Source organism: Mesorhizobium sp. AR02 (assembly GCF_024746835.1).
GTDB lineage: Bacteria > Pseudomonadota > Alphaproteobacteria > Rhizobiales > Rhizobiaceae > Mesorhizobium.
Map to the genome: position 1 here is coordinate 2711912 of NZ_CP080531.1, position 18408 is coordinate 2730319.

An 18408-nucleotide genomic window follows, 5' to 3' on the forward strand; every position below is an offset into this window, starting at 1 on the left:
TCAGCCGATCATCCGCCCGCGCAGTTTGGGCGACGGGATGTCGCAACTGTCCTTCCTGCCAAACAGAGCGTAGCGATTCTTGGCGATGCGCTCGTAAAGCCAGTCGCGCAGTGGGCGCGGCAGCAGCAACAGCGCCTTCGCCGCGCGCCACGGCCAGCCGAGTTCCGACATCACCGCGACAAAGCTGTCGAGCTTCGTAAACGCAAGGCCGTCTAAGAGGACGAGATTGGTTTCGTAACTGTCCGTGCGCAGCCCATGTTGCCGGAACAGCGCTTCGCCGAAGGGCGATTGCGCGGTGGCGAAGCGGAAGCGGTTTTTGCGGTCGAGCCTGACCACCATGCGCACGAAGCCGGAGCACAGCACGCAGACGCCGTCGAAAACGATCAGCGGATGGCTTGCATCGAAAGATGGTTCAGCGGGAGGACCGGGCTTGGCCAGATTTGACTTGGCCAGATTTGACTTGGCCAGATTCGACTTGGACAGACGTGATTGGGGCAGACTTGACTGGGGAAGGTCGGTCACGCGGGCCTCGGCTGCTCGTGTCCTGGGACACTAGGCCAGCCGGAGGCGGGATCAAAGACGTGGCGATGTCGCACGCCGCCTGTCGCTCAGAGCCGGGCGCTCGGAACGATAGGTGGTGGCACGGGAGTCGGCACCCGGCCTGCAGATACGGCTGTTGTGGCGGCTCTCGAAGGTCATGGTCAGTGCACGCCCAGCGAGGTGCCACGGCGGGCGCAAGCCGGACCGGGACCGCGCATGTAGTAGCGCTCGGGCCGGTAGGTCGGCGCGACGAACTCGCGGATGGCGGCGGCATAGCCGATGAGGTGCGTAAGGAAGTTCATTTACCCTGTCCCTGTCCCGATTTTCGGATGTCCCTTCCGATTGACGGACATCATAGCGCCGAGGCGTGAATAGTCGGTGAACACGATGTTAATATCTGGTCGAAAACCCGTTGCTTCGTGGCCGGAATGCGGCTGATTCGGGGTGTTTCCGTGCTCTTTGTCGCCATTCCGTCCAGTGTGACTTTTGCATCACATATGTTTCGTTTGAATGTCGCCTGCACGCGGTTCTGTTTCAATTTCTCCAGCGCCCGTGAAATTTCCGTTCTCGCCGCCACAATGGCTCGGCCGCGCGTGGCATGCCTGATGTCACGCACCGGCGGAACTGGAGCGGGCCCTGGCCGTTCTCACCTTCATCTGATTGCTGAAGGGAAATTGCCATGGCACCGCGCCCAGCCTGGAAGGGTTATCTGAAGCTGTCGCTGGTCACCTGTGCGGTCGAGCTGACCAATGTCGTCACCCATACCGAAAAGGTCTCGTTCCGGGTGCTGAACCGCAAGACCGGCAACACGGTGAAGCGCATCTATGTCGATGCGCAAACTGCCAAGCCGTTGGGCGATGGCGACGAGATCAAGGGTTATGAACTCGACGACGGCGATTTCGTCCAGATCGAGGAAGACGAGATCGAGGCGGTGCAGATCGAGTCCTCGCACACGATGGCGCTTGACGGTTTCGTCGACAAAGCCTCGATCCAGCAGATCTATCTCGACACGCCTTACTATGTCGCGCCGGCCGACAAGGTCTCGGAGGAAGCGTTTGCAGTCATCCGCGACGCCATGGCCGGCAAGAAAATGGCCGGGCTGGCGCGCATCGTGCTCTACAGCCGGGAGCGTCCCGTGGTCATCGAGCCACTCGGCAAGGGCATGGTGCTGACGACGCTGCGCTACGACAATACGGTGCGCCAGCCGGACGCCGTGTTCAGCGAGATCAAGGCGGTGAAGACCGATCAGGAAATGACTGAGCTCGCCGAACTCATCATCGACAAGAAAAAAGCGAAGTTCGATCCCTCGAAATTCGACGACAAATATGAGGATGCGCTGCTCGAGCTGATCCGCGCCAAGAAGGCCGGTCACCAGGCACCGAAAGCCAAGGCGGCGCCCAAACCCTCCAACGTCGTCGACCTGTTCGACGCGTTGAAGAAGAGCCTGTCGTCGGATTCGGGCTCAACGACGTCATCGTCCGCGAAAGCCAAACCGGCAGCCAAACGCGCCAAGGCGAAAGCAGCCGCGCCCAAGCGCAAATCGGCCTGAGGACACCAAGCCATGGCAAGCCTTGAGCCGTATCACGCCAAGCGCGATTTCAAGAAGACATCGGAGCCGGCCGGCAAGGTTGTTCGCGGCACGAAAGCCGGCGGCATCTTCGTCATCCAGAAACATGCCGCGACGAGACTGCACTACGATTTTCGCCTCGAGCATGACGGCGTGCTGTGGAGCTGGGCGGTCACGCGCGGCCCCAGCCTCGACCCGCATGAAAAGCGGCTCGCCGTCCATGTCGAGGACCATCCGATCGACTATGCGCCGTTCGAGGGCACGATCCCGAAGGGCGAATATGGCGGCGGTACGGTCATTGTCTGGGACGAGGGGACATGGGTGCCCGAGATCGACCCGGCCAAGGCGATGAAAAAGGGTCATATCAGCTTCGAGCTCAAGGGCCACAAGCTGCATGGGCTGTGGCACCTGGTGCGGCTGAAGCCGCGCCCGGGCGAAAAGCGCGAGAACTGGTTGCTGATCAAGTCGGACGATATCGCCGCGCGCCCGGGCGAGGATATTTTGAAGGAGAAGCCGGAATCGGTGAAGTCGGGCCTGACGATCGAAGAGGTCGGCGAGGGCAAGGCGGCCAAGGGTCAAAAGCCCGAAGTCTGGCATTCCAACAAGCCGGCCGCCAGCAAGGCGAAGGCCAGCAAGCGCCTCGACTTTGTCGAACCGCAACTGGCGACGCTGGAGCGGGATGCACCGCCGGGCAGGGACTGGCTGCACGAGGTGAAATTCGACGGCTATCGCATGCAGGCGCAGATCGCCGGCACCGATGTGCGGCTGCTGACCCGTACCGGCCTCGACTGGACGGAGAAATTCGGCGACGAAATCACTGCGGAACTGGCAGCGCTGAAATGCAGCGACGCCATCATCGACGGCGAGATTGTCGTGCTGGCCGACAGCGGCGTCTCCTCCTTCGCGCTGCTGCAGCAGGATTTGTCGGCGAAGCGGACGAACCGTTTCCTCTACTACGCGTTCGACCTGATGCGTCTCGACGGCAAGGATTTGCGCGCCGAGCCGCTGGTCGAGCGCAAGCAGGCCTTGCAGGAGCTGCTCGGCAAGCAGCCGGAAAATGCGGCGGTGCGTTTCTCCGTCCACTTTTCCGAGCCCGGCAAGATCATGCTGGAGCATGCCTGCCGGATGGGGCTGGAAGGCGTCGTCTCGAAGCGTGCCGACGCACCCTATCGCAGCGGGCGCGGCCCGACCTGGGTGAAGTCGAAATGCACGGCGCGGCAGGAATTCGTCATCGGCGGCTACCTGCCGTCGGACAAGACCGGGCGCGGGCTGCGCTCGCTGCTGGTCGGCTATTACGAGGGCGGCAAACTGCACTATGCCGGCCGTGTCGGAACCGGGTTCTCCGCCAAGGGTGCCACAGAGCTCAAGAAAAAACTCGACGCGCTGAAGGCGACGGCTTCGCCTTTCGACAAGGCTGTGCCGAAGGGCAAGGGCCTGGTCTGGATCAAACCGGAGCTTGTCGGCGAAGTGGAGTTTCGCAGCTGGACCTCGGACCGTATAATACGCCATGCCTCGTTCCAGGGGCTGCGCGAGGACAAGCCGGCGGAGGACGTTGTGCAGGAAAAGCCCAAGGCAGCGACAGGCAAGGCCAAGCCGGCGTCAAGCGGCGGCGGTAAATCCGCCGGAGCGATGACGACCAGTGTAAAACTCTCCCACCCCGACAAGCTGCTGTGGCCAGAGGAAAAGATCTCCAAGCAGGGCCTGCTCGAGCATTATGCAGAGGTTTGGCCGCGCATGGAGCAGTTCGTCATCAACCGGCCGCTTAGCCTGGTCAGGGCACCGGACGGCGTTGGTGGCCCGCGCTTCTTCCAGAAACACGCCTCGGCCGGCATGAGCGACAAGATTGCCAGGATGAAAGACCCGACGGACGGCGAGGAGATCCTGTTCATCAAGGATTTCGACGGGGTCGCAGCGCTCGTCCAATATGGCGTTGTGGAAATCCACATCTGGGGCTGCACGATCGACAAGCTGGAGCAGCCGGATCAGATCATCTTCGACCTCGACCCCGATGAAGGCGTCGAGGTGAAAGCGGTGCGCGAGGCGGCGCTCGATATCAGTGGCAAGCTCGACGAATTGTCGCTGCCGAACTTCGTCAAGACATCGGGCGGCAAGGGTTATCATGTGCTGGTGCCGCTAAAACCATCGGCGGATTGGGAGGCGGTGAAAACCTTCACGCATGATTTCGCCAAGGCGCTGGAACAAGGTGCCCCGGACCGCTACACGGCGACGCTGTCGAAAAAGGCGCGCACCGGCAAAATCTTCGTCGACTATCTGCGCAATGGCAGGGGCTCGACGACGGTCGCGCCCTATTCGTCGCGCGCCAAGAAGGGGGCGACCGTATCGATGCCGGTGACCTGGGCCGAGATCGAGGCCGGGCTGGCGCCGAATGCTTTTCCAATCGGCGACAAGACGACGCTGAAGCAGCTGGCGCAAGCCGATCCGTGGAAGGGGTTTTTCGAGCAGGCGAAGGTGTTGAAGCGGGGGTGAGCCTACTCGACTTCGTCATCCTAGGGCGAAGCAAGGAGCGAAGCGACGCGGCGCAGACCCTAGGATGACGAAGGTTGAGGTGGCGAAAACACCTCAGCTCAAAAACACCCTCTCGAACGCCTGTTTCCCCGGCGGCGAGAAAATCACCGCGCGGCTGTCCTTCTCGCGGCGCGCCCATTTCTCGGCAAGAATCTTGTCGAGGATGGCGGCACCCAGCGTGCCGGCGAGGTGCGAGCGGCGCACGCTCCAGTCGAGGCAGGCGCGGCAGACCGGGCGGCGCGGCTTGGCGCCGACATCGATGCCAATGGCGGAAAAATGCGATACCGCCGACGGGCCGAGCCTGATCTCCTTGTCGTCACGCAGCAATATGTCTTTCTCGACCAGGCGGTCGAGCATCGCCACCGCCTGCTCGCCGGCGAGATGATCGTAGCAGACGCGGGCGACGCGCATGGCGCCGTCGCGCGGGCCTGGCCGCACGCGCTTCGGGCCAACCGCCTCCGCAACACCAGTGATGGCTTCGATCATGCCGGCCACCTGCGGCCCGGCGAGGCCGTAATAGCGATGGCGGCCCTGGCTGGCCAAGGTCAGCAACCCGCCCTCCATCAGTTTTGACAGATGCGAGGAGGCGGTGGGCAGCGACACGCCGGCTTCCAGCGCCAGTTCACTCGCCGTCAGTGCCGTGCCGCCCATCAGGGCGTTCAGCATGTTGGCGCGGGCCGGATCGCCGACCAGGCTGGCGATGCGGGCGATGTCAGGTCCTTCACGCATAGTTCGTTCCTCATCGAAGCATTCTTGTCAGATAACCACTATTCTCCGATCAGATCAAGGAGACGGACGATGACCGCAAGAACCACCTTTACCCCCGCACCGTTCCCCGGCCGCCGATCGTTCCCGTTCATCGCCTGGGTCCGCTCACGATTGCTGGCCCGCTGGTATGACCGTCATTTGCAACGCCGCGACCTCTCGGAGATCGACGATCACCTGCTGCGAGACCTCGGCCTGACACCGGAGGATGTGCGCCGCGAATGCGCGAAATCCTTTTGGCGGGCATGACCCGCAAGGGAATTGCCTAGCAGATCGGGCGGCACGACGTTTCGACGCGGCTCGAACTATCGACGCGAAAAGACACCCCCAAGGAGACGACCATGACCATCACCTGCTTCATCCGCTATGAGATCGACCCGTTCGGCAAGGCCGCCTTCGAGGAGTATGCCCGCAACTGGGGCCAGGCCATTCCGCGCTGCGGCGCCGATCTGATCGGCTACTACGCCCCGCATGAAGGGTCGGCGACGACGGCCTATGCCGCCTACAATATCGAGAACCTGGCGGCTTATGAAGCCTATCGCGCCCGGCTTGCCGCCGATCCCGCCGGCAAGGCGAACTATGAGTTCGCCAAGCGTGAACGATTCATCCTCAAGGAGGACCGCATGTTCCTGAAGCACGTCTCCGGGCCGCACGCGAAGCTGGTGCTGCCGTGATCGCCGTCATCTTCGAGGTCGAACCGGCCGAGGGCAAACGCGATGCCTATCTCGGCATCGCCGCCAAGCTGCGTCCCTTGCTCGACGGCATTGACGGCTTCATCTCGATCGAACGTTTTCAGAGCCTGGTCGACCCGAACCGCGTCCTGTCGCTGTCGTTCTGGCGCGACGAGGAAGCGGTGAAGGCCTGGCGCAACACGGAAGAACACCGGCAGGCGCAGCAGGCCGGCCGCGGTGGTATCTTTTCCGGCTATCGTTTGCGTATCGCGCATGTGGTGCGGGATTATGGGCTGACGGAGAGGGATGAGGCGCCGGCGGACAGCCGGGCGGTGAATGGGTAGGCTCCCCTTCTCCCCTTGTGGGGTGAGGAGCGGTTCGCGCAGCGAACGAAAAGCCAATTGCTTGGCTTTTCGAGCTTCGAACGCCCTGAGCCTGCGAAGGGCCGGGGGGCCGATCCACCTGCCGGGTCCCCGCTGCTTCGCAGCGTCCCGGCGTTCGCCGGCCTTTCATCGTGCCACTGGCACGATGAATTCGCTTACGCGAACCGGCTGCTCACCCCACAAGGGGGGAAGGAAGCTCAAGCATTCCCGATCAGCACACCCGCCGCGAACACCAGCGCGCCGCCCAGCACCACCTGGAAGGCGGCGCGCAGGAAGGGGGTCTGCATGTAGCGGTTCTGGACGAAGGCGATCGCCCACAGCTCGAAGAACACCACCACCGCTGCAACACCCGTCGCCGTCCAGAAGCTCGGGATGAGATAGGGCAGCGCATGGCCGAGACCGCCGAGCGTCGTCATGACGCCGACGGTCAGGCCGCGCTTGATCGGTGAGCCGCGACCCGACAATTTGCCATCGTCGGACGCGACCTCGGTGAAGCCCATCGAAATGCCGGCGCCGATCGAGGCGGCAAGACCGACCAGCAGCGTCTGCCAGGTGTCATGCGTGGCAAAGGCGGCGGCGAAGATCGGCGCCAGGGTCGACACCGAGCCGTCCATCAGTCCGGCCAGGCCCGGCTGCACATAGGTGAGGATGAACTGGCGCTGCTCGGCGGTGGCTTCCTCGGCCTTGACCGCGCCCGGCACATGCTTCTGCTCCAACTGATGCGCCGAGTTCTCGTGCCCCTGCTCGGCCGCCGCCAGGTCGTCGAGCAGTTTCCGGGTAGAGGCATCGGTGGTGCGCTTGGCCGCTTCGACATAGAAACGGTAGGCCTGTTGCTCCATCGCTTCAGCCTGGCGGCGCACGGCATCGATGCCGAGTGGCCTGACCAGCCAGTCGGGCTTGCGCTCATAATAGCCCCTCACATGTTCGCGCCGGATCAGCGGAATGCGCTCGCCGAACCGCTTGCGGAAGAGCTCGATCAGGGAGTCGCGATGGCCGTCCTCTTCCTCGGCCATCTCCTCGAACACCTTTGCCGATTGCGGAAAGCTTTCCGCCAGCCCGTCGGCATAGGCCCGGTAGATGCGCCCGTCATCTTCCTCGGATGAAATGGCCAGCGCCAGGATCTCCTGTTCGGAGAGCGATTCGAAGGGGCGGCGGCCGAAGCCGAAAACGCGGGAAAGCATGAGGAAATGACCCTAGTTTAGAATAGTTCTAAACTAGGGTTTGGCATGCCTCGGGTCAACCGCGTGCTTGGTCGCGGGGTCAAGAATTGTTGAACCGCTCGATCGGTCTCACCTCTTCATTATTGGCAAAGATTCACCTATATAGCTGAACCTGAGACAAGAATGAGGATCACCGCATGACGAAGCCGCACCCACAGCATTTCGATCCAAAACCCGTTCTCGATCTCATCGCCAGCATCGAGGCCGATTTGCAACGCCTCAAGGGCCTGGTCGAGCAGCAGGTCGAAAAATTCGACCCCGCCAATCCGCACAACAAGGCCCCGGACGGCAAGCTGACCGAGGAAGGCGTCGAGTGCTGCTACCGCATGTTCGACGAAGGCAAGTCGCGCTATTCGGTCGCCCAGCAGATGAAGATCTCGTTCGCCGCCGCAACGCACCGCTTCAACAATTGGCGCAAGCTCGGTGGGACCAAGAGGCAAAGGACGTTGCTGGGGTGAGGAGCGGTCCGCGCAGCGGACGAAAAGCCCCCAAATGGGCTTTTCGAGCGACGAACGCCCGGAGCCATAGCGGAGGGCCGGGGCCGTCGCCAATCGCCATAGTCAGCGCCGCCCCTCATTGCCCTGCCGGGCGTTCGTTGTTCGAAAAGCCAAGCAATTGGCTTTTCGTCCGCTGCGCGGACCACGCCTCACCCCCGTAAACGGGGAGAAAGAAGCTGTTTCAGCGCCGCCGCCCCTCCTGCAACGCTCGCTATCTGGCGAAAGCGTCGCGCCAGCGTCCTTTTCCCCGTTCACGGGGAGAAGATGGCGGCAGCCAGATGAGGGGCGGCGCCGTCCATCGGATTATGACTAGTCAACTTTGTAACGGTCACATTTTTTCAATGGCACGCCACGTGCCTTTGCGGGCATCATGGGAGGACATCACCTCTTTCGCTGGACCTCGCATGACCGCTACCGCCCCTCCCGGCATCGCCGACATCCATGCCGCTGCAGCCCGCCTCTCCGGCCTGATCGTCGAAACCCCGCTGATCGAGTCGCAGGAGCTGAACAAGCGCTTCGGCGGGCGCATCCTGTTCAAGCCGGAGACGCTGCAACGCACCGGCTCGTTCAAGTTCCGCGGCGCCTACAACAAGCTGTCGTCGCTGAGCGAGGCGGAGCGCAGCCGGGGCGTCGTTGCCTTCTCTTCGGGCAATCATGCGCAAGGCGTCGCCGCCTCCGCCGCCATGTTCGGCGTCAAGGCGGTCATCGCCATGCCGGCGGATGCGCCGGCGATGAAGATCGGCAATGTCCGCAAGATGGGCGCCGAGGTGGTGCCCTTCGACCGTTTTCGCGACGACCGTATGACCGTGGTTCGCCCCTATATCGAAAGGGGCATGGTGCTGGTGCCGCCCTTCGACGATCCGGCCATCATTGCCGGGCAAGGCACGATCGGCCTCGAGCTGATGAGACAGGCCAGGGCGCTCGGTGTCAGCCTCGATGCGGTGGTGATCCCTTGTGGCGGCGGCGGCCTGTCGAGCGGCATTTCGGTCGCGGTCAAGGATGCCTCGCCAAGCACCGCGGTCTGGGCGGTGGAACCCGAGCATTTCGACGACACGCGGCGCTCGCTCGCCGCCGGCGCCCGGGTTTCGAACGAACCGGGCTACAGCTCGATCTGCGACGCGATCCTGACCGCCGAGCCGGGCGCCATCACTTTCGCGATCAACCGCAAAAACCTCGCCGGCGCCATTGCCGTCTCCGACAGAGCGACGGCACAGGCGATGCGCGACGCCATGGCCTATCTCAAGCTGGTGGTCGAGCCCGGCGGCTGCGTCGCGCTGGCGGCGCTGTCATCGGGCGAGATCGAGCTGTCCGGCAAATGCGTTGCCGTGGTGCTGTCCGGCGGCAATGTCGATTTCGGTACATACGCGGAGATCATGGCCGCTGCATAAAGTCTCGATTGGCCGCGATGCAACGGCGTCGGGCCGCTACCCGCAGTGCGCAGATTGGCGCGGAATCTTCCTGTGTACGGTCATCCCAGTAGCTGCTTTGCCTTCCGCCATGCCGCGGGCGGCATTCCGAATTCACGCTTAAAGGCGCGGGTGAAAGCCTCCTCCGCCTGGTAGCCGATTTCATAGCCCACCTGCGCGATCGACCGATGGCCGCTGCGCAGCTGCTCCTTGGCGAGTTGCATGCGCCAGGCGGTGAGATAGCGTATAGGCGGCATCCCGACGAGGCCGGCAAAACGATCGGAGAAAGTCGAGCGGGAGAGCGCAACCTCGCGCGCCAGCTGCTCCGCGGTCCAGTGAAGGTTCACCCCTGCGTGCATCAGGGCGAGCGCGCGCCCCACGGCCGGGTCGCGCATGCCGGCGAGCCATCCCTTTTGCTCTGGCACAAGCGACGCCGCGTAGCTGCGCACGGCTTCGACGAAAATCAACTCCGAAAGGCGAGACATCACCGCTGGCGAGCCGACCCGGCCCTCCTGCAGGCCCTTGAGGGCGAAGTTCAGAGAGGCCTCGATCCAGTCGCTTGAGCCCGCCGTGACCATGTCGACCTTCAACATCCGTGGCAGCGTGGCAATCAGCGGATTGCGTTGCTCGTCGCTGCCGAGAAAGCCGCAGATCAGCCGCGTGGGCTCGCCACCTCCCCCGTGAACGATTCGGGCAAGGCCGCCCCGCTCTCCGGGTTGAATGAGATGCTCGGTGCCGACCGGGCGCATATCCAGGGCGCTGCCGAGCAGGTGTGGGTCGTTGCGGGACAACACCACCGTTTCACCGGCGCGAACCTCGAACGGGCTCTCGCCCTCGACAGCGGCCAGCATGCGGCCGCTGACGACATAATGATAGGCGATGATCTGGACGGCGTCGGTCAGGGAAGGGCGGCACTGGTCTGAAGTGAACCTGGCTGACACGCACCAAGGTGCGGTGAAATGGGTATCGAGAAAAACGCCGCCCGTCATCTTGACGGCACGCAGCACTTCCCCAAGCGCGTCCAAGATCAATTCCCTTCCGTCAGTCGGTCAAGTGTTCCGGCGGCCCGGTCATTCAAGCTCCGAACGCGGCACTATAGCTAATAGGCCATTGGACGTCGCCGGCGACTTTCAGGGAAAGCACCGTCGCACGGCCAATTCGATCCACAAACCAGGGAGAAGACCATGGATCTCTATGTCATCCGCCGCAGGACCGCCTGGGGCAATCCGGTCGAGCTGAAGGCCGCGGCCGAGAAATCCGGCCGCATCGGCAATGAGGAGATGCCCGACCGCGTCCGCTGGATTCGCAGCTACGTGGTCAAGGAGGCCGACGGTCGGCTTGGCACCGTCTGCATCTACCAAGCTCGCGATCCCCAGTCGATCAAGGAGCACGCCAGCCGTGTCGGCATGCCAGCGGACGAGATCCTGCCGGTCATGGACACGGTCATCGTTCGCGCCGACCCCGAGAAAGCGGTCGCCTGACCCAGAGAAATTTGGAGCGGCGGCTCCGACCTGGTCGGAGCCGCCGCTCCACCTCACAACCTGACATGCCATAGCGACGGTCGACAAGGCGGAAATCCCAACGACGAACAGTATCAAGCCGCAATTTGGGCACTGACGGCACGCGGCGCATTTTTGGAAAGCGGCGGGCTTGCTCGCCGCTTTTTTAAGCTGGCATTTCCGGACCTTCTTTCGAAAGCAGGAATATTCGAATTCGGTCGTTCAGAGTGAATGGGTTTTGATTCTAATCCAGCGTCCGCCTGAACCTGAACAGGGCGACGCCGGCGAACAGCGCCACGAACACCACCAGCCAGCCGATCTCGCCGGCCACTGCCGGCAGTTCGGCGCCCTTCAGCATCACCGCGCGGATGATGCGCAGGAAATGCGTCAGCGGCAGGATCTCGCCGAAGATCTGCGCCCAGCCTGGCATGCCACGATAGGGGAACATGAAGCCGGACAGCATGATCGACGGCAGGAAGAAGAAGAAGGTCAGCTGCAGCGCCTGCATCTGCGTGCGGGCGATCGTCGAAATGGTGTAGCCGAGCAGCACCAGCGCCAGCACGAAGATGAGCACGGCGGTCAACAGCAGCGACATCGATCCGGTGAACGGGATGGCGAACAGAAGCTTGGCCGCCGCCAGCACCACCACAACCTGCACGCCGCCGACCGCCAGATAGGGTAGCACCTTGCCCAGCATGATCTCGAACGGGCTGGACGGCATCGCCAGAAGATTCTCCATCGTGCCGCGCTCGGTCTCGCGCGTCAGCGCGATCGAGGTCATCATCACCAAGGTCATCTGCAGGATGACACCGAGCAGGCCGGGCACGATGTTGTATTGCGAGATGCCTTCCGGATTGTAGCGCTGGTGCACCACCACATCGAGCTGCCCCTTGGCGGCCTCGGCCGCGGCCGCCTGCATGCCTTGCGCTCTCAGCAGCGCCTGGCTGGCGACGGTGCCGAGCGTGGAGATGGCGCCGCTGGCGGCGGCCGGGTCGGTGGCGTCGGCCTCGATCAGGATCTGCGGATTGTCGCCGCGCTCAACCCTTCGGGCAAAGTCGGCGGGGATGGTGACGACGAAGGCGACATCGCCGCGCGCCATCAGGAACTCGGCCTCCTCGGCGGTTCGCGCGACATGGTCGAATCGGTAGTAACCAGTCGTCTGCAGCGCCGCGACAATGGCGCGGGTGTAGGGGTCGTTGCTCGTCGCCACCAGTGCGGCCGGCAGGCTCTTCGGATCATTGTTGATGGCGTAGCCGAACAGCACCAGCTGCATCAGCGGCACGCCAAGCATCATGGCAAAGGTGATGCGGTCGCGCCGCATCTGGATGAATTCCTTGATCAGCAGCGCGCCGAGCCTGGCGAAGGAAAAGACGCTGTTCATGCCATATTGTCCTTCGACCCCGACATGAACTGGATGAAGACGTCTTCCAGGCTGGTTTCGCCCGGCGCCACGGTCACGCCCTTGTGCTCCTTCTCGACATCGGCAAGGGCTGCTTCAAGCTTCTTCCTGTCGGAACCGACGACATGCAGTGTGGCGCCAAACGGCGCCACCTGGTCGACGCCGGGGCGGCCCTGCAGCTCTTCGGCAACCTTGGCGAGCTGCGGACCCTGCACCACGAAGGTGGTCAGGCCGGCATTTTTCACCACCTCGGCGACGGTGCCGGTGGCCAGCATCTTGCCATAGGAGATGTAGCTGATGCGGTGGCAGCGCTCGGCTTCGTCCATGTAGTGGGTGGAAACCAGCACGGTGAGCCCGCCGCTGGCGAGGCGATGGATCTCGTCCCAGAATTCGCGCCGCGCCTTCGGGTCGACGCCGGCCGTCGGTTCGTCGAGCAAAAGCAGCTTCGGCTTGTGCATGATGCAGGCTGCGAGCGCCAGTCGCTGCTTCCAGCCGCCGGACAGCGTGCCGGCCAACTGGTTGCGGCGCGAGGTCAGGCCGAGCTCTTCCAGCGTCCTCGCAACGTACTCGCCGACCGGCTTTAACTGGTAGAGCCGCGCCACGAATTCGAGGTTCTCGCCGATCGTCAGATCCTCGTAGAACGAGAATTTCTGCGTCATGTAGCCGACTTCGCGCTTGATGCTGAGCGAGTCGGTGCGGATGTTGAAACCCAGCACCGTGCCCTCACCCTCGTCGGGCGTGAGCAGGCCGCACATGATGCGGATGGTGGTGGTCTTGCCGGAGCCGTTCGGCCCGAGGAAGCCGACGATCTCGCCTTCGGCGACCGACATCGTCACATGGTCGACGACGGTCTTGTCGCCGAAGCGCTTGACCAGGCCATGAACGTCGATGGCGTTCATTTTGCCGTTTCCGCAAGGTCGACGTCGACAATCTGGCCGGGCTGCAGCAGCCCCGCATCGCCTTCCGGCCGTGCCTCGACCAGATAGACCAGCTTCTGCCGGTTCTCGAGCGAATAGATCACTGGCGGGGTGAATTCGGGATCGGGCGAGACATAGCTGACGCGCGCCTTCACGTCAGAGCCGCAGCCGTCGCAATGAACGCTGAGCAGGCTGCCGATCTTGACCGAGGAGAAGGCGGCCTCCGGTATGTAGACGCTGAGCTTCACCGCGCCGTCGGGCAGCATCGAAATGACCGGCGCGGTCGGGCCGGCGGTGTCGCCGGGATTGCGGATGACGTCGTCGACGCGGCCGGGCGAGGGTGCCGCCAGCGTGCGCTTGGACAGCCGCCACTGAGCCTGCTCCAGTGCTGCCTGCGCCTGCTTGACCTGATTGTCGGCGGCCTTGATCGTCTCAGGCCGCGCCGGCAGGCCGCCGACGGCGAGATTGGCCTCGGCCTGGCCGACCTGGGCGTCTGCTGTCTCCAGCGTCGCCGAGGCGGTGTCGTAGTCGGCCTGCGTACCGGTGCCGCGCTTGAACAGGTCGGCGGCGCGGTCGTATTTGCGCTTGGCATCGTCGGCCTGCGCCTTGGCCATGTCGACCTGCGCCTTGAGTGCGGCGATTTCTTCCGGCCGTTTGCCGACCTGCAGATCGGCGAGTTGCGCCTGCGCCTGGGCGAGGCTTGCCTCGGCCTGCGCCACCGCGATCTTGGCGTCGGCGCTTTCCAGCGTCACCACCGTGGCGCCGGGCGTGACGCGATCGCCGCGCTTGACGTCGACGGTCTCGACCTGTGCCACCTCGATGGGTGCCAGCAGCACATAGTCACCCTCGACATAGCCGACGGCGAGGGGCGCGGCGGGCGCACAGGCACCGAGGAGCTGAGCGGCGAGCGGCAAGGAGCAGAGGAAACTCATTGTTTTGATCCCATTCGGGGTTTTGATCCCATTCGGGCGGCCAGTATGGCGCTGAGATTGTCCGTTGTGACCGCCACCACCTTGGCCGCCTCGGCGGTGCCGATGTCGTGCCAGCCCATGCGGCGCATCACCGCCTCGCGGCCGATGCGGAAATAGATGACCTGGCCGATCAGCGTGAACACGGTGAGCCGGGTTCGTTCGCTTTCGGCCGGCTCGCCAGTCGCCTGCTCCCAGAGCTGGCATAGCCGGCGATGCGTCGGCTCGAACACACCGTCATAGATGCGGTCGAGCGCCGCCGTCGGATGCGAGAGTTCGCGCAATACGAACTGCACGATCTCACCGGCTTGCGGACTTGCCACGACAAAGCCGACCATCCGCTCCAGCGCCGCGAACAGCTGCGCGCGCGCCGCATCCGGGCTGGCCGATCCCGCCGCAGGCGCTTGCACATTGCCGAGCGCCTGACCGGCGCCCAGTGCTTGGCCGGCGACCGCCTGGATGGTCTCGACGATAAAATCGGCGGCGGCAGTGCGAAGGCCTTCCTTGCCGCCGAAATGATAGGCGATCGAACCGATATTGGCCTGCGCCTCGGCCGCGATCTCGCGGGTCGAGGTGCCGTCGAAACCTTGCCGGCCGAACAGTTTCAGCGCCGCGCGGACGAGAGCGGCGCGGGTCAGGTCGGCCGGAGAGGTCTCACGGCGTGGATTTCTGGTGTCAGACAGTTTGATCATGGTCAAACTTTAATCAATCGATTGATTAAAGTCAACTTGTGTGCGGAGTTGTCTTGCCATCGCCTTCGGCAAACGCTTTAGTGCGCGGCCATGGGCAAGGAAGTCGAGCGCAAGTTCCTGGTCTCCAGCACCGCATGGCGGGGCCTGGTCGAGGCGGATATCCGCATTCTCCAGTTCTATCTCGCCACCGCGCCTGGTCGGACCGTCCGCATCCGCATCAGCGACGGCGTTTCCGCCGAGCTGACGCTCAAATTCGGCAGCAGGGGGCGCGAGCGCGACGAATTCGAATATCCAATCCCGCTTGCCGAGGCGGTGGAGATGCTGGACTTCGCCGTTGGGCGTGTCATCGAGAAGACACGTCACCATGTTAGGCATCGCGGCTATCTCTATGAAGTTGATGTCTTTGGCGGCGCACTCGCGGGACTTGTGGTGGCCGAACTCGAGACTCCGGAAGATGTGCCGGACGAAATGCTGCCTGACTGGCTCGGCCGTGAAGTGACCGGCGAGCAGAAATTCTACAACGCGTCGCTCGCCCTCGGGGGGATACCGGAGATCGCCGCATGAGCTTTCGCATCGACCCGCGCCTGCCGCTGACCGGCGAGGTCAGGCGCATCCTTGCCGAGGAAATTGGCAAGGCACTCCAGCATCTGGATGCGGCGCGCAGCCGGCCGGAACAGGGACTGCACAAATGCCGCAAGCGGCTGAAGAGCGCGCGTGCCTTGCTGCGACTGGTTCATTCCGGTGACGAAACATTCTGCATGACGGAGAATCAGTGCTATCGCAATGTGGCGGCGCTGCTTGCCGGCCCACGCGAGGCGACAGCACTGATCGAGACCATCGACCGGCTGGCGGCAGCTTTTCCCAAGGAGAGTGCCGATGGCGGGCTCGATGCCGTGCGCGACAGGCTGATCGCCCGTCAGCACGATCTGCATGAAGGCGCCGGCCTCGAGGCGGCGATCGGTGCGGCGACCGCCGCCTGCGAAGACCGCATGAAGCGGATCGAAAGCCTCGCCTTGCCCGACCAGCCGGAACAGGCGGCCGACGTGCTTGCCGAAGGCGCCCGCGTCACCTTGCGCCGCGCCAGGAAGGCGCTCGACAGGGCCGGCGCGCGCGGCGAGGCCGACGATTTCCACGATTTGCGCAAGGCGGCCAAGACGCATGGCATGCACCTGTCGCTGCTCGGCAGGCTCTGGCCGACGCCGATCAAGGCGCGGCGCAAGGCCGTCGATGAACTGGGCGAGCGCCTCGGCGAACTGCATGACCTCTTCGTCATGCGCGCGCTGCTCGAGGCGGACGACGAGCCGCTTGGGCCGCACGAGGACACAAAGCTGCTCGGCAAGCTCCTGAAGCGCTCGGAAAAGAGCCTGAGGAAATCCTGTCTTGCAGAAGCCGCCGAACTGTTCGGCGACAACCCCAAGCACGCGACGAAAAAACTCGCCCGCAAGGCGCGCGATGATCTTGCCGGCGCTTCGTCTCCCGAGGATTTGGCTGCCGTGGCGAGCTGATGCCTCAGCTTCTCCCACAAGGGGGAGAAGGAAAGCGGCGGCCGGCGCGCTAGCACTTTCCCGCCCGCCTGTGCTAGTCACGCTTCATCATGACCGAGCCCAGCGACACGCTCCTGGACCGACTTGGCCGCTGGCTCGCCGGCCGGCTGCAGGAAGAATCCTCTGGCTATGAGCCCTACACCCCATCGGACCCTGAAACGCTGCGCCGCACGCTGGAGCCGGGCGACATCCTGTTGGTCGAGGGCAACCAGAAGATCTCGGCGGCGATCAAATATCTCACCCAGTCGACCTGGTCGCACGCGGCCTTCTATGTCGGCGACACCTTGCCCGAGCCGGAAGACGGCTCGGAGCGGCCGCGGCTGATCGAGGTCACGATCGGCGAAGGCTGCGTGGCGGTGCCATTGTCGCGCTATCGCACCTACAACACCCGCATCTGCCGGGCGAGCGGGCTGACACCGGAGGATCGCGACAAGGTCGTCGCCTTCATGATCGGCAAGCTTGGCCTGAAATATGACCTCAAGAATATTTTCGACATGCTGCGCTATTTCTTCCCGACGCCGCCGGTGCCGGTGCGCTGGCGCCGCCGCATGCTGGCCTTCGGTTCCGGCGACCCGACGCGGGCCATCTGCTCCTCGCTCATCGCCGAGGCCTATGGCCAGATCCACTACCCGATCCTGCCCGAGATCACCCGCGCCCCGGGCCGCGCTTCGGCGCAGTCGACCTATATGCGCAAGGAAATCCTGCACATTCGCCACCACTCGCTCTACACGCCGCGCGACTTCGACCTGTCGCCGTTTTTCCGCATCGTCAAGCCGACCCTGGAATATGGTTTCGACTACCGGCAGATGGTCTGGGACGACAAGGCTGCCGGCGCGGAGACGAGGGCCGCCGACTAATGCATGTCGCCCAAAAGTGACCTCGGTTTTGGGAAGACGACATGCATAAGCAAAGACCTAAAGCAGTCCTTTCAAGCTGGAAGCGGGCGCCGCCCTTTTGCGGCAGACTGGGCGGGCGGGCGGGCGCCGGCATCGCGCGGGTGCGGGCCGATCGGCATGATCGCCGGAAACGGCGTCGCCCCAAAGGCAAACGTCCATTTGTAGCCGGTGAGGCCATCCTCGGGCGTCGTGTGCTGGTCATGATGGGCGAGCAGTTTGGCGCGCTCGGCGAGGTCTTCCGCCTCGCGCCGCACCATCTCCGCCGTCTCCGGCCGCATCCGCCTGGAGAAGCTGACGAAGGTCGCCTCGTTCTCGATATGGGTGATGGCCCAGCCGATGAAATTCTTGTTGGTCATCTCGAACAGTGGCCGCAGCGGCCCTTCGAAATTCCACTGGATCGGCGTTTCGACCAGCAATCTTGCCGTGAGACCCCGCCCGAGCGCGATCAGTCCGAGTTCCTCAAGGTCGCGCAGATAGAGGAACATCGAAGCTTCGCTCAAACCTTGTGAGCGCATGATGCCTTCAGGCGTGAATTTTTCCGACAGCATGACGAAGATGAACAGCAGCGCCGGCCGGCCGGCGAGCCGACGCTCGATCTCGGGCGCGATGTGGTTGACCGGCCCCGGCCCCCGGTTCATCGAGCCGAGCACGTTTTCCAGTTCGACGCCGGCGGCGGCACAGATCTCCACCAGCCGGTCGAGCTTGCAGTTGCGCTCGTGGAAGATGCGCTTCACCGTCGGCTCGGAAACGCCCATGCGCTCGGCAAGCTCGCGATAGGTGACGCCCTTCGCCTTCAGCGTCCGCTTCAGCGCCTCGAAGATCAGACCGTTCATGGGATGCACCTCTTGCCGACAGTTTCGTATCGATATTCGATACTAGCGGTAATCGGGCTTCCCGAAAAGTATCGGAAATCCTAGC

At 63.7% G+C, this 18408-nt stretch carries 21 protein-coding genes; 11 read left to right on the plus strand and 10 right to left on the minus strand.

The features are described from left to right. Together DBIPINDM_RS17105 and DBIPINDM_RS17110 are read right to left on the minus strand one after the other, a co-directional pair. Positions 1-438 (minus strand): thiol-disulfide oxidoreductase DCC family protein, encoded by a 438-nt coding sequence (locus tag DBIPINDM_RS17105; protein WP_258589292.1) that lies wholly within the window; start codon positions 436-438, stop codon positions 1-3. 263 nt (positions 439-701) lie between these two features. Beyond that, positions 702-842 (minus strand): hypothetical protein, encoded by a 141-nt coding sequence (locus DBIPINDM_RS17110; RefSeq protein WP_202357002.1) that lies wholly within the window; start codon positions 840-842, stop codon positions 702-704. A 377-nt stretch (positions 843-1219) separates the two neighbouring features. Here DBIPINDM_RS17110 and DBIPINDM_RS17115 point away from each other — a divergent pair, with 377 nt between their 5' ends. Together DBIPINDM_RS17115 and ligD are read left to right on the plus strand one after the other, a co-directional pair. Beyond that, positions 1220-2089: a Ku protein gene (locus DBIPINDM_RS17115; RefSeq protein ID WP_258588341.1), complete on the plus strand. Its 870-nt coding sequence runs from the start codon at positions 1220-1222 to the stop codon at positions 2087-2089. A gap of 12 nt (positions 2090-2101) precedes the next feature. Further along, the gene (gene ligD, locus DBIPINDM_RS17120; RefSeq protein ID WP_258588342.1) at positions 2102-4594 is read left to right on the plus strand and encodes a DNA ligase D; all 2493 of its coding nucleotides are present in this window, start codon (positions 2102-2104) and stop codon (positions 4592-4594) included. 93 nt (positions 4595-4687) lie between these two features. Here ligD and DBIPINDM_RS17125 read toward each other — a convergent pair whose 3' ends face one another. Next, positions 4688-5362 (minus strand): ArsR/SmtB family transcription factor, encoded by a 675-nt coding sequence (locus DBIPINDM_RS17125; protein WP_258588343.1) that lies wholly within the window; start codon positions 5360-5362, stop codon positions 4688-4690. 69 nt (positions 5363-5431) lie between these two features. Here DBIPINDM_RS17125 and DBIPINDM_RS17130 point away from each other — a divergent pair, with 69 nt between their 5' ends. The 3 genes from DBIPINDM_RS17130 to DBIPINDM_RS17140 all read left to right on the plus strand — a co-directional run bounded on the left by DBIPINDM_RS17130 (position 5432) and on the right by DBIPINDM_RS17140 (position 6413). Next, on the plus strand, positions 5432-5647 hold the full coding sequence (locus tag DBIPINDM_RS17130; protein WP_258588344.1) for a DUF1127 domain-containing protein: 216 nt from the start codon (positions 5432-5434) through the stop codon (positions 5645-5647). 92 nt (positions 5648-5739) lie between these two features. After that, on the plus strand, positions 5740-6072 hold the full coding sequence (locus tag DBIPINDM_RS17135) for an NIPSNAP family protein (RefSeq protein WP_019862263.1): 333 nt from the start codon (positions 5740-5742) through the stop codon (positions 6070-6072). Further along, positions 6069-6413 (plus strand): antibiotic biosynthesis monooxygenase family protein, encoded by a 345-nt coding sequence (locus DBIPINDM_RS17140; protein ID WP_258588345.1) that lies wholly within the window; start codon positions 6069-6071, stop codon positions 6411-6413. The genes DBIPINDM_RS17135 and DBIPINDM_RS17140 overlap by 4 nt, the downstream gene beginning before the upstream one ends. A 236-nt stretch (positions 6414-6649) precedes the next feature. On the opposite strand, the gene mbfA is transcribed toward DBIPINDM_RS17140, so the two are convergent. Beyond that, positions 6650-7633 carry an iron exporter MbfA gene (mbfA, locus tag DBIPINDM_RS17145; protein ID WP_258588346.1) on the minus strand — a complete coding sequence of 328 codons (984 nt, stop codon included), beginning with the start codon at positions 7631-7633 and terminating at the stop codon, positions 6650-6652. A 176-nt stretch (positions 7634-7809) separates the two neighbouring features. On the opposite strand from mbfA, the gene DBIPINDM_RS17150 reads away from it, so the two are divergent. Both DBIPINDM_RS17150 and DBIPINDM_RS17155 read left to right on the plus strand, forming a co-directional pair. After that, positions 7810-8130 (plus strand): hypothetical protein, encoded by a 321-nt coding sequence (locus DBIPINDM_RS17150; protein ID WP_258588347.1) that lies wholly within the window; start codon positions 7810-7812, stop codon positions 8128-8130. 443 nt (positions 8131-8573) lie between these two features. Continuing rightward, entirely contained in the window at positions 8574-9557 is a 984-nt protein-coding gene (locus DBIPINDM_RS17155; protein WP_258588348.1) for a threonine/serine dehydratase, read from the plus strand. A gap of 80 nt (positions 9558-9637) precedes the next feature. On the opposite strand, the gene DBIPINDM_RS17160 is transcribed toward DBIPINDM_RS17155, so the two are convergent. Further along, on the minus strand, positions 9638-10600 hold the full coding sequence (locus DBIPINDM_RS17160; RefSeq protein ID WP_258588349.1) for an AraC family transcriptional regulator: 963 nt from the start codon (positions 10598-10600) through the stop codon (positions 9638-9640). A 159-nt stretch (positions 10601-10759) separates the two neighbouring features. Here DBIPINDM_RS17160 and DBIPINDM_RS17165 point away from each other — a divergent pair, with 159 nt between their 5' ends. Beyond that, entirely contained in the window at positions 10760-11056 is a 297-nt protein-coding gene (locus DBIPINDM_RS17165) for a DUF4242 domain-containing protein (RefSeq protein WP_095202860.1), read from the plus strand. Positions 11057-11318: 262 nt separating this feature from the next. On the opposite strand, the gene DBIPINDM_RS17170 is transcribed toward DBIPINDM_RS17165, so the two are convergent. Genes DBIPINDM_RS17170 through DBIPINDM_RS17185 form a run of 4 tightly spaced genes read right to left on the minus strand, consistent with a single transcriptional unit; the run spans position 11319 to position 15050 of the window. Then, on the minus strand, positions 11319-12455 hold the full coding sequence (locus tag DBIPINDM_RS17170; RefSeq protein ID WP_258588350.1) for an ABC transporter permease: 1137 nt from the start codon (positions 12453-12455) through the stop codon (positions 11319-11321). After that, positions 12452-13372, minus strand: a complete 921-nt coding sequence (locus tag DBIPINDM_RS17175; RefSeq protein ID WP_258588351.1) for an ABC transporter ATP-binding protein — start codon at positions 13370-13372, stop codon at positions 12452-12454. Before DBIPINDM_RS17175 ends, DBIPINDM_RS17170 begins: the two co-directional genes overlap by 4 nt. Further along, positions 13369-14322 (minus strand): HlyD family secretion protein, encoded by a 954-nt coding sequence (locus DBIPINDM_RS17180; protein WP_258588352.1) that lies wholly within the window; start codon positions 14320-14322, stop codon positions 13369-13371. Before DBIPINDM_RS17180 ends, DBIPINDM_RS17175 begins: the two co-directional genes overlap by 4 nt. Further along, entirely contained in the window at positions 14319-15050 is a 732-nt protein-coding gene (locus DBIPINDM_RS17185; RefSeq protein WP_258588353.1) for a CerR family C-terminal domain-containing protein, read from the minus strand. Before DBIPINDM_RS17185 ends, DBIPINDM_RS17180 begins: the two co-directional genes overlap by 4 nt. Before the next feature lie 90 nt (positions 15051-15140). Here DBIPINDM_RS17185 and DBIPINDM_RS17190 point away from each other — a divergent pair, with 90 nt between their 5' ends. The 3 genes from DBIPINDM_RS17190 to DBIPINDM_RS17200 all read left to right on the plus strand — a co-directional run bounded on the left by DBIPINDM_RS17190 (position 15141) and on the right by DBIPINDM_RS17200 (position 17451). Next, positions 15141-15614, plus strand: coding sequence for a CYTH domain-containing protein (locus DBIPINDM_RS17190; RefSeq protein WP_095202854.1), 474 nt, complete (start codon positions 15141-15143; stop codon positions 15612-15614). Beyond that, on the plus strand, positions 15611-16555 hold the full coding sequence (locus DBIPINDM_RS17195; protein ID WP_258588354.1) for a CHAD domain-containing protein: 945 nt from the start codon (positions 15611-15613) through the stop codon (positions 16553-16555). The genes DBIPINDM_RS17190 and DBIPINDM_RS17195 overlap by 4 nt, the downstream gene beginning before the upstream one ends. An 89-nt stretch (positions 16556-16644) precedes the next feature. Then, positions 16645-17451 (plus strand): YiiX/YebB-like N1pC/P60 family cysteine hydrolase, encoded by an 807-nt coding sequence (locus DBIPINDM_RS17200; RefSeq protein ID WP_258588355.1) that lies wholly within the window; start codon positions 16645-16647, stop codon positions 17449-17451. A 71-nt stretch (positions 17452-17522) separates the two neighbouring features. Here DBIPINDM_RS17200 and DBIPINDM_RS17205 read toward each other — a convergent pair whose 3' ends face one another. Continuing rightward, positions 17523-18323, minus strand: a complete 801-nt coding sequence (locus DBIPINDM_RS17205; protein ID WP_258588356.1) for a helix-turn-helix domain-containing protein — start codon at positions 18321-18323, stop codon at positions 17523-17525. Between the last annotated feature and the right edge of the window lie 85 nt (positions 18324-18408).

Excerpts from the sequence above, each read along its gene's own strand:
- DBIPINDM_RS17110 (WP_202357002.1), bottom strand. The coding sequence starts at position 842 with ATGAACTTCCTTACGCACCTCATCGGCTATGCCGCCGCCATCCGCGAG.
- DBIPINDM_RS17115 (WP_258588341.1), top strand. The coding sequence starts at position 1,220 with ATGGCACCGCGCCCAGCCTGGAAGGGTTATCTGAAGCTGTCGCTGGTC.
- ligD (WP_258588342.1), top strand. The coding sequence starts at position 2,102 with ATGGCAAGCCTTGAGCCGTATCACGCCAAGCGCGATTTCAAGAAGACA.
- DBIPINDM_RS17125 (WP_258588343.1), bottom strand. The coding sequence starts at position 5,362 with ATGCGTGAAGGACCTGACATCGCCCGCATCGCCAGCCTGGTCGGCGAT.
- DBIPINDM_RS17130 (WP_258588344.1), top strand. The coding sequence starts at position 5,432 with ATGACCGCAAGAACCACCTTTACCCCCGCACCGTTCCCCGGCCGCCGA.
- DBIPINDM_RS17135 (WP_019862263.1), top strand. The coding sequence starts at position 5,740 with ATGACCATCACCTGCTTCATCCGCTATGAGATCGACCCGTTCGGCAAG.
- mbfA (WP_258588346.1), bottom strand. The coding sequence starts at position 7,633 with ATGCTTTCCCGCGTTTTCGGCTTCGGCCGCCGCCCCTTCGAATCGCTC.
- DBIPINDM_RS17150 (WP_258588347.1), top strand. The coding sequence starts at position 7,810 with ATGACGAAGCCGCACCCACAGCATTTCGATCCAAAACCCGTTCTCGAT.
- DBIPINDM_RS17155 (WP_258588348.1), top strand. The coding sequence starts at position 8,574 with ATGACCGCTACCGCCCCTCCCGGCATCGCCGACATCCATGCCGCTGCA.
- DBIPINDM_RS17165 (WP_095202860.1), top strand. The coding sequence starts at position 10,760 with ATGGATCTCTATGTCATCCGCCGCAGGACCGCCTGGGGCAATCCGGTC.
- DBIPINDM_RS17170 (WP_258588350.1), bottom strand. The coding sequence starts at position 12,455 with ATGAACAGCGTCTTTTCCTTCGCCAGGCTCGGCGCGCTGCTGATCAAG.
- DBIPINDM_RS17175 (WP_258588351.1), bottom strand. The coding sequence starts at position 13,372 with ATGAACGCCATCGACGTTCATGGCCTGGTCAAGCGCTTCGGCGACAAG.
- DBIPINDM_RS17180 (WP_258588352.1), bottom strand. The coding sequence starts at position 14,322 with ATGAGTTTCCTCTGCTCCTTGCCGCTCGCCGCTCAGCTCCTCGGTGCC.
- DBIPINDM_RS17185 (WP_258588353.1), bottom strand. The coding sequence starts at position 15,050 with ATGATCAAACTGTCTGACACCAGAAATCCACGCCGTGAGACCTCTCCG.
- DBIPINDM_RS17190 (WP_095202854.1), top strand. The coding sequence starts at position 15,141 with ATGGGCAAGGAAGTCGAGCGCAAGTTCCTGGTCTCCAGCACCGCATGG.
- DBIPINDM_RS17195 (WP_258588354.1), top strand. The coding sequence starts at position 15,611 with ATGAGCTTTCGCATCGACCCGCGCCTGCCGCTGACCGGCGAGGTCAGG.
- DBIPINDM_RS17200 (WP_258588355.1), top strand. The coding sequence starts at position 16,645 with ATGACCGAGCCCAGCGACACGCTCCTGGACCGACTTGGCCGCTGGCTC.
- DBIPINDM_RS17205 (WP_258588356.1), bottom strand. The coding sequence starts at position 18,323 with ATGAACGGTCTGATCTTCGAGGCGCTGAAGCGGACGCTGAAGGCGAAG.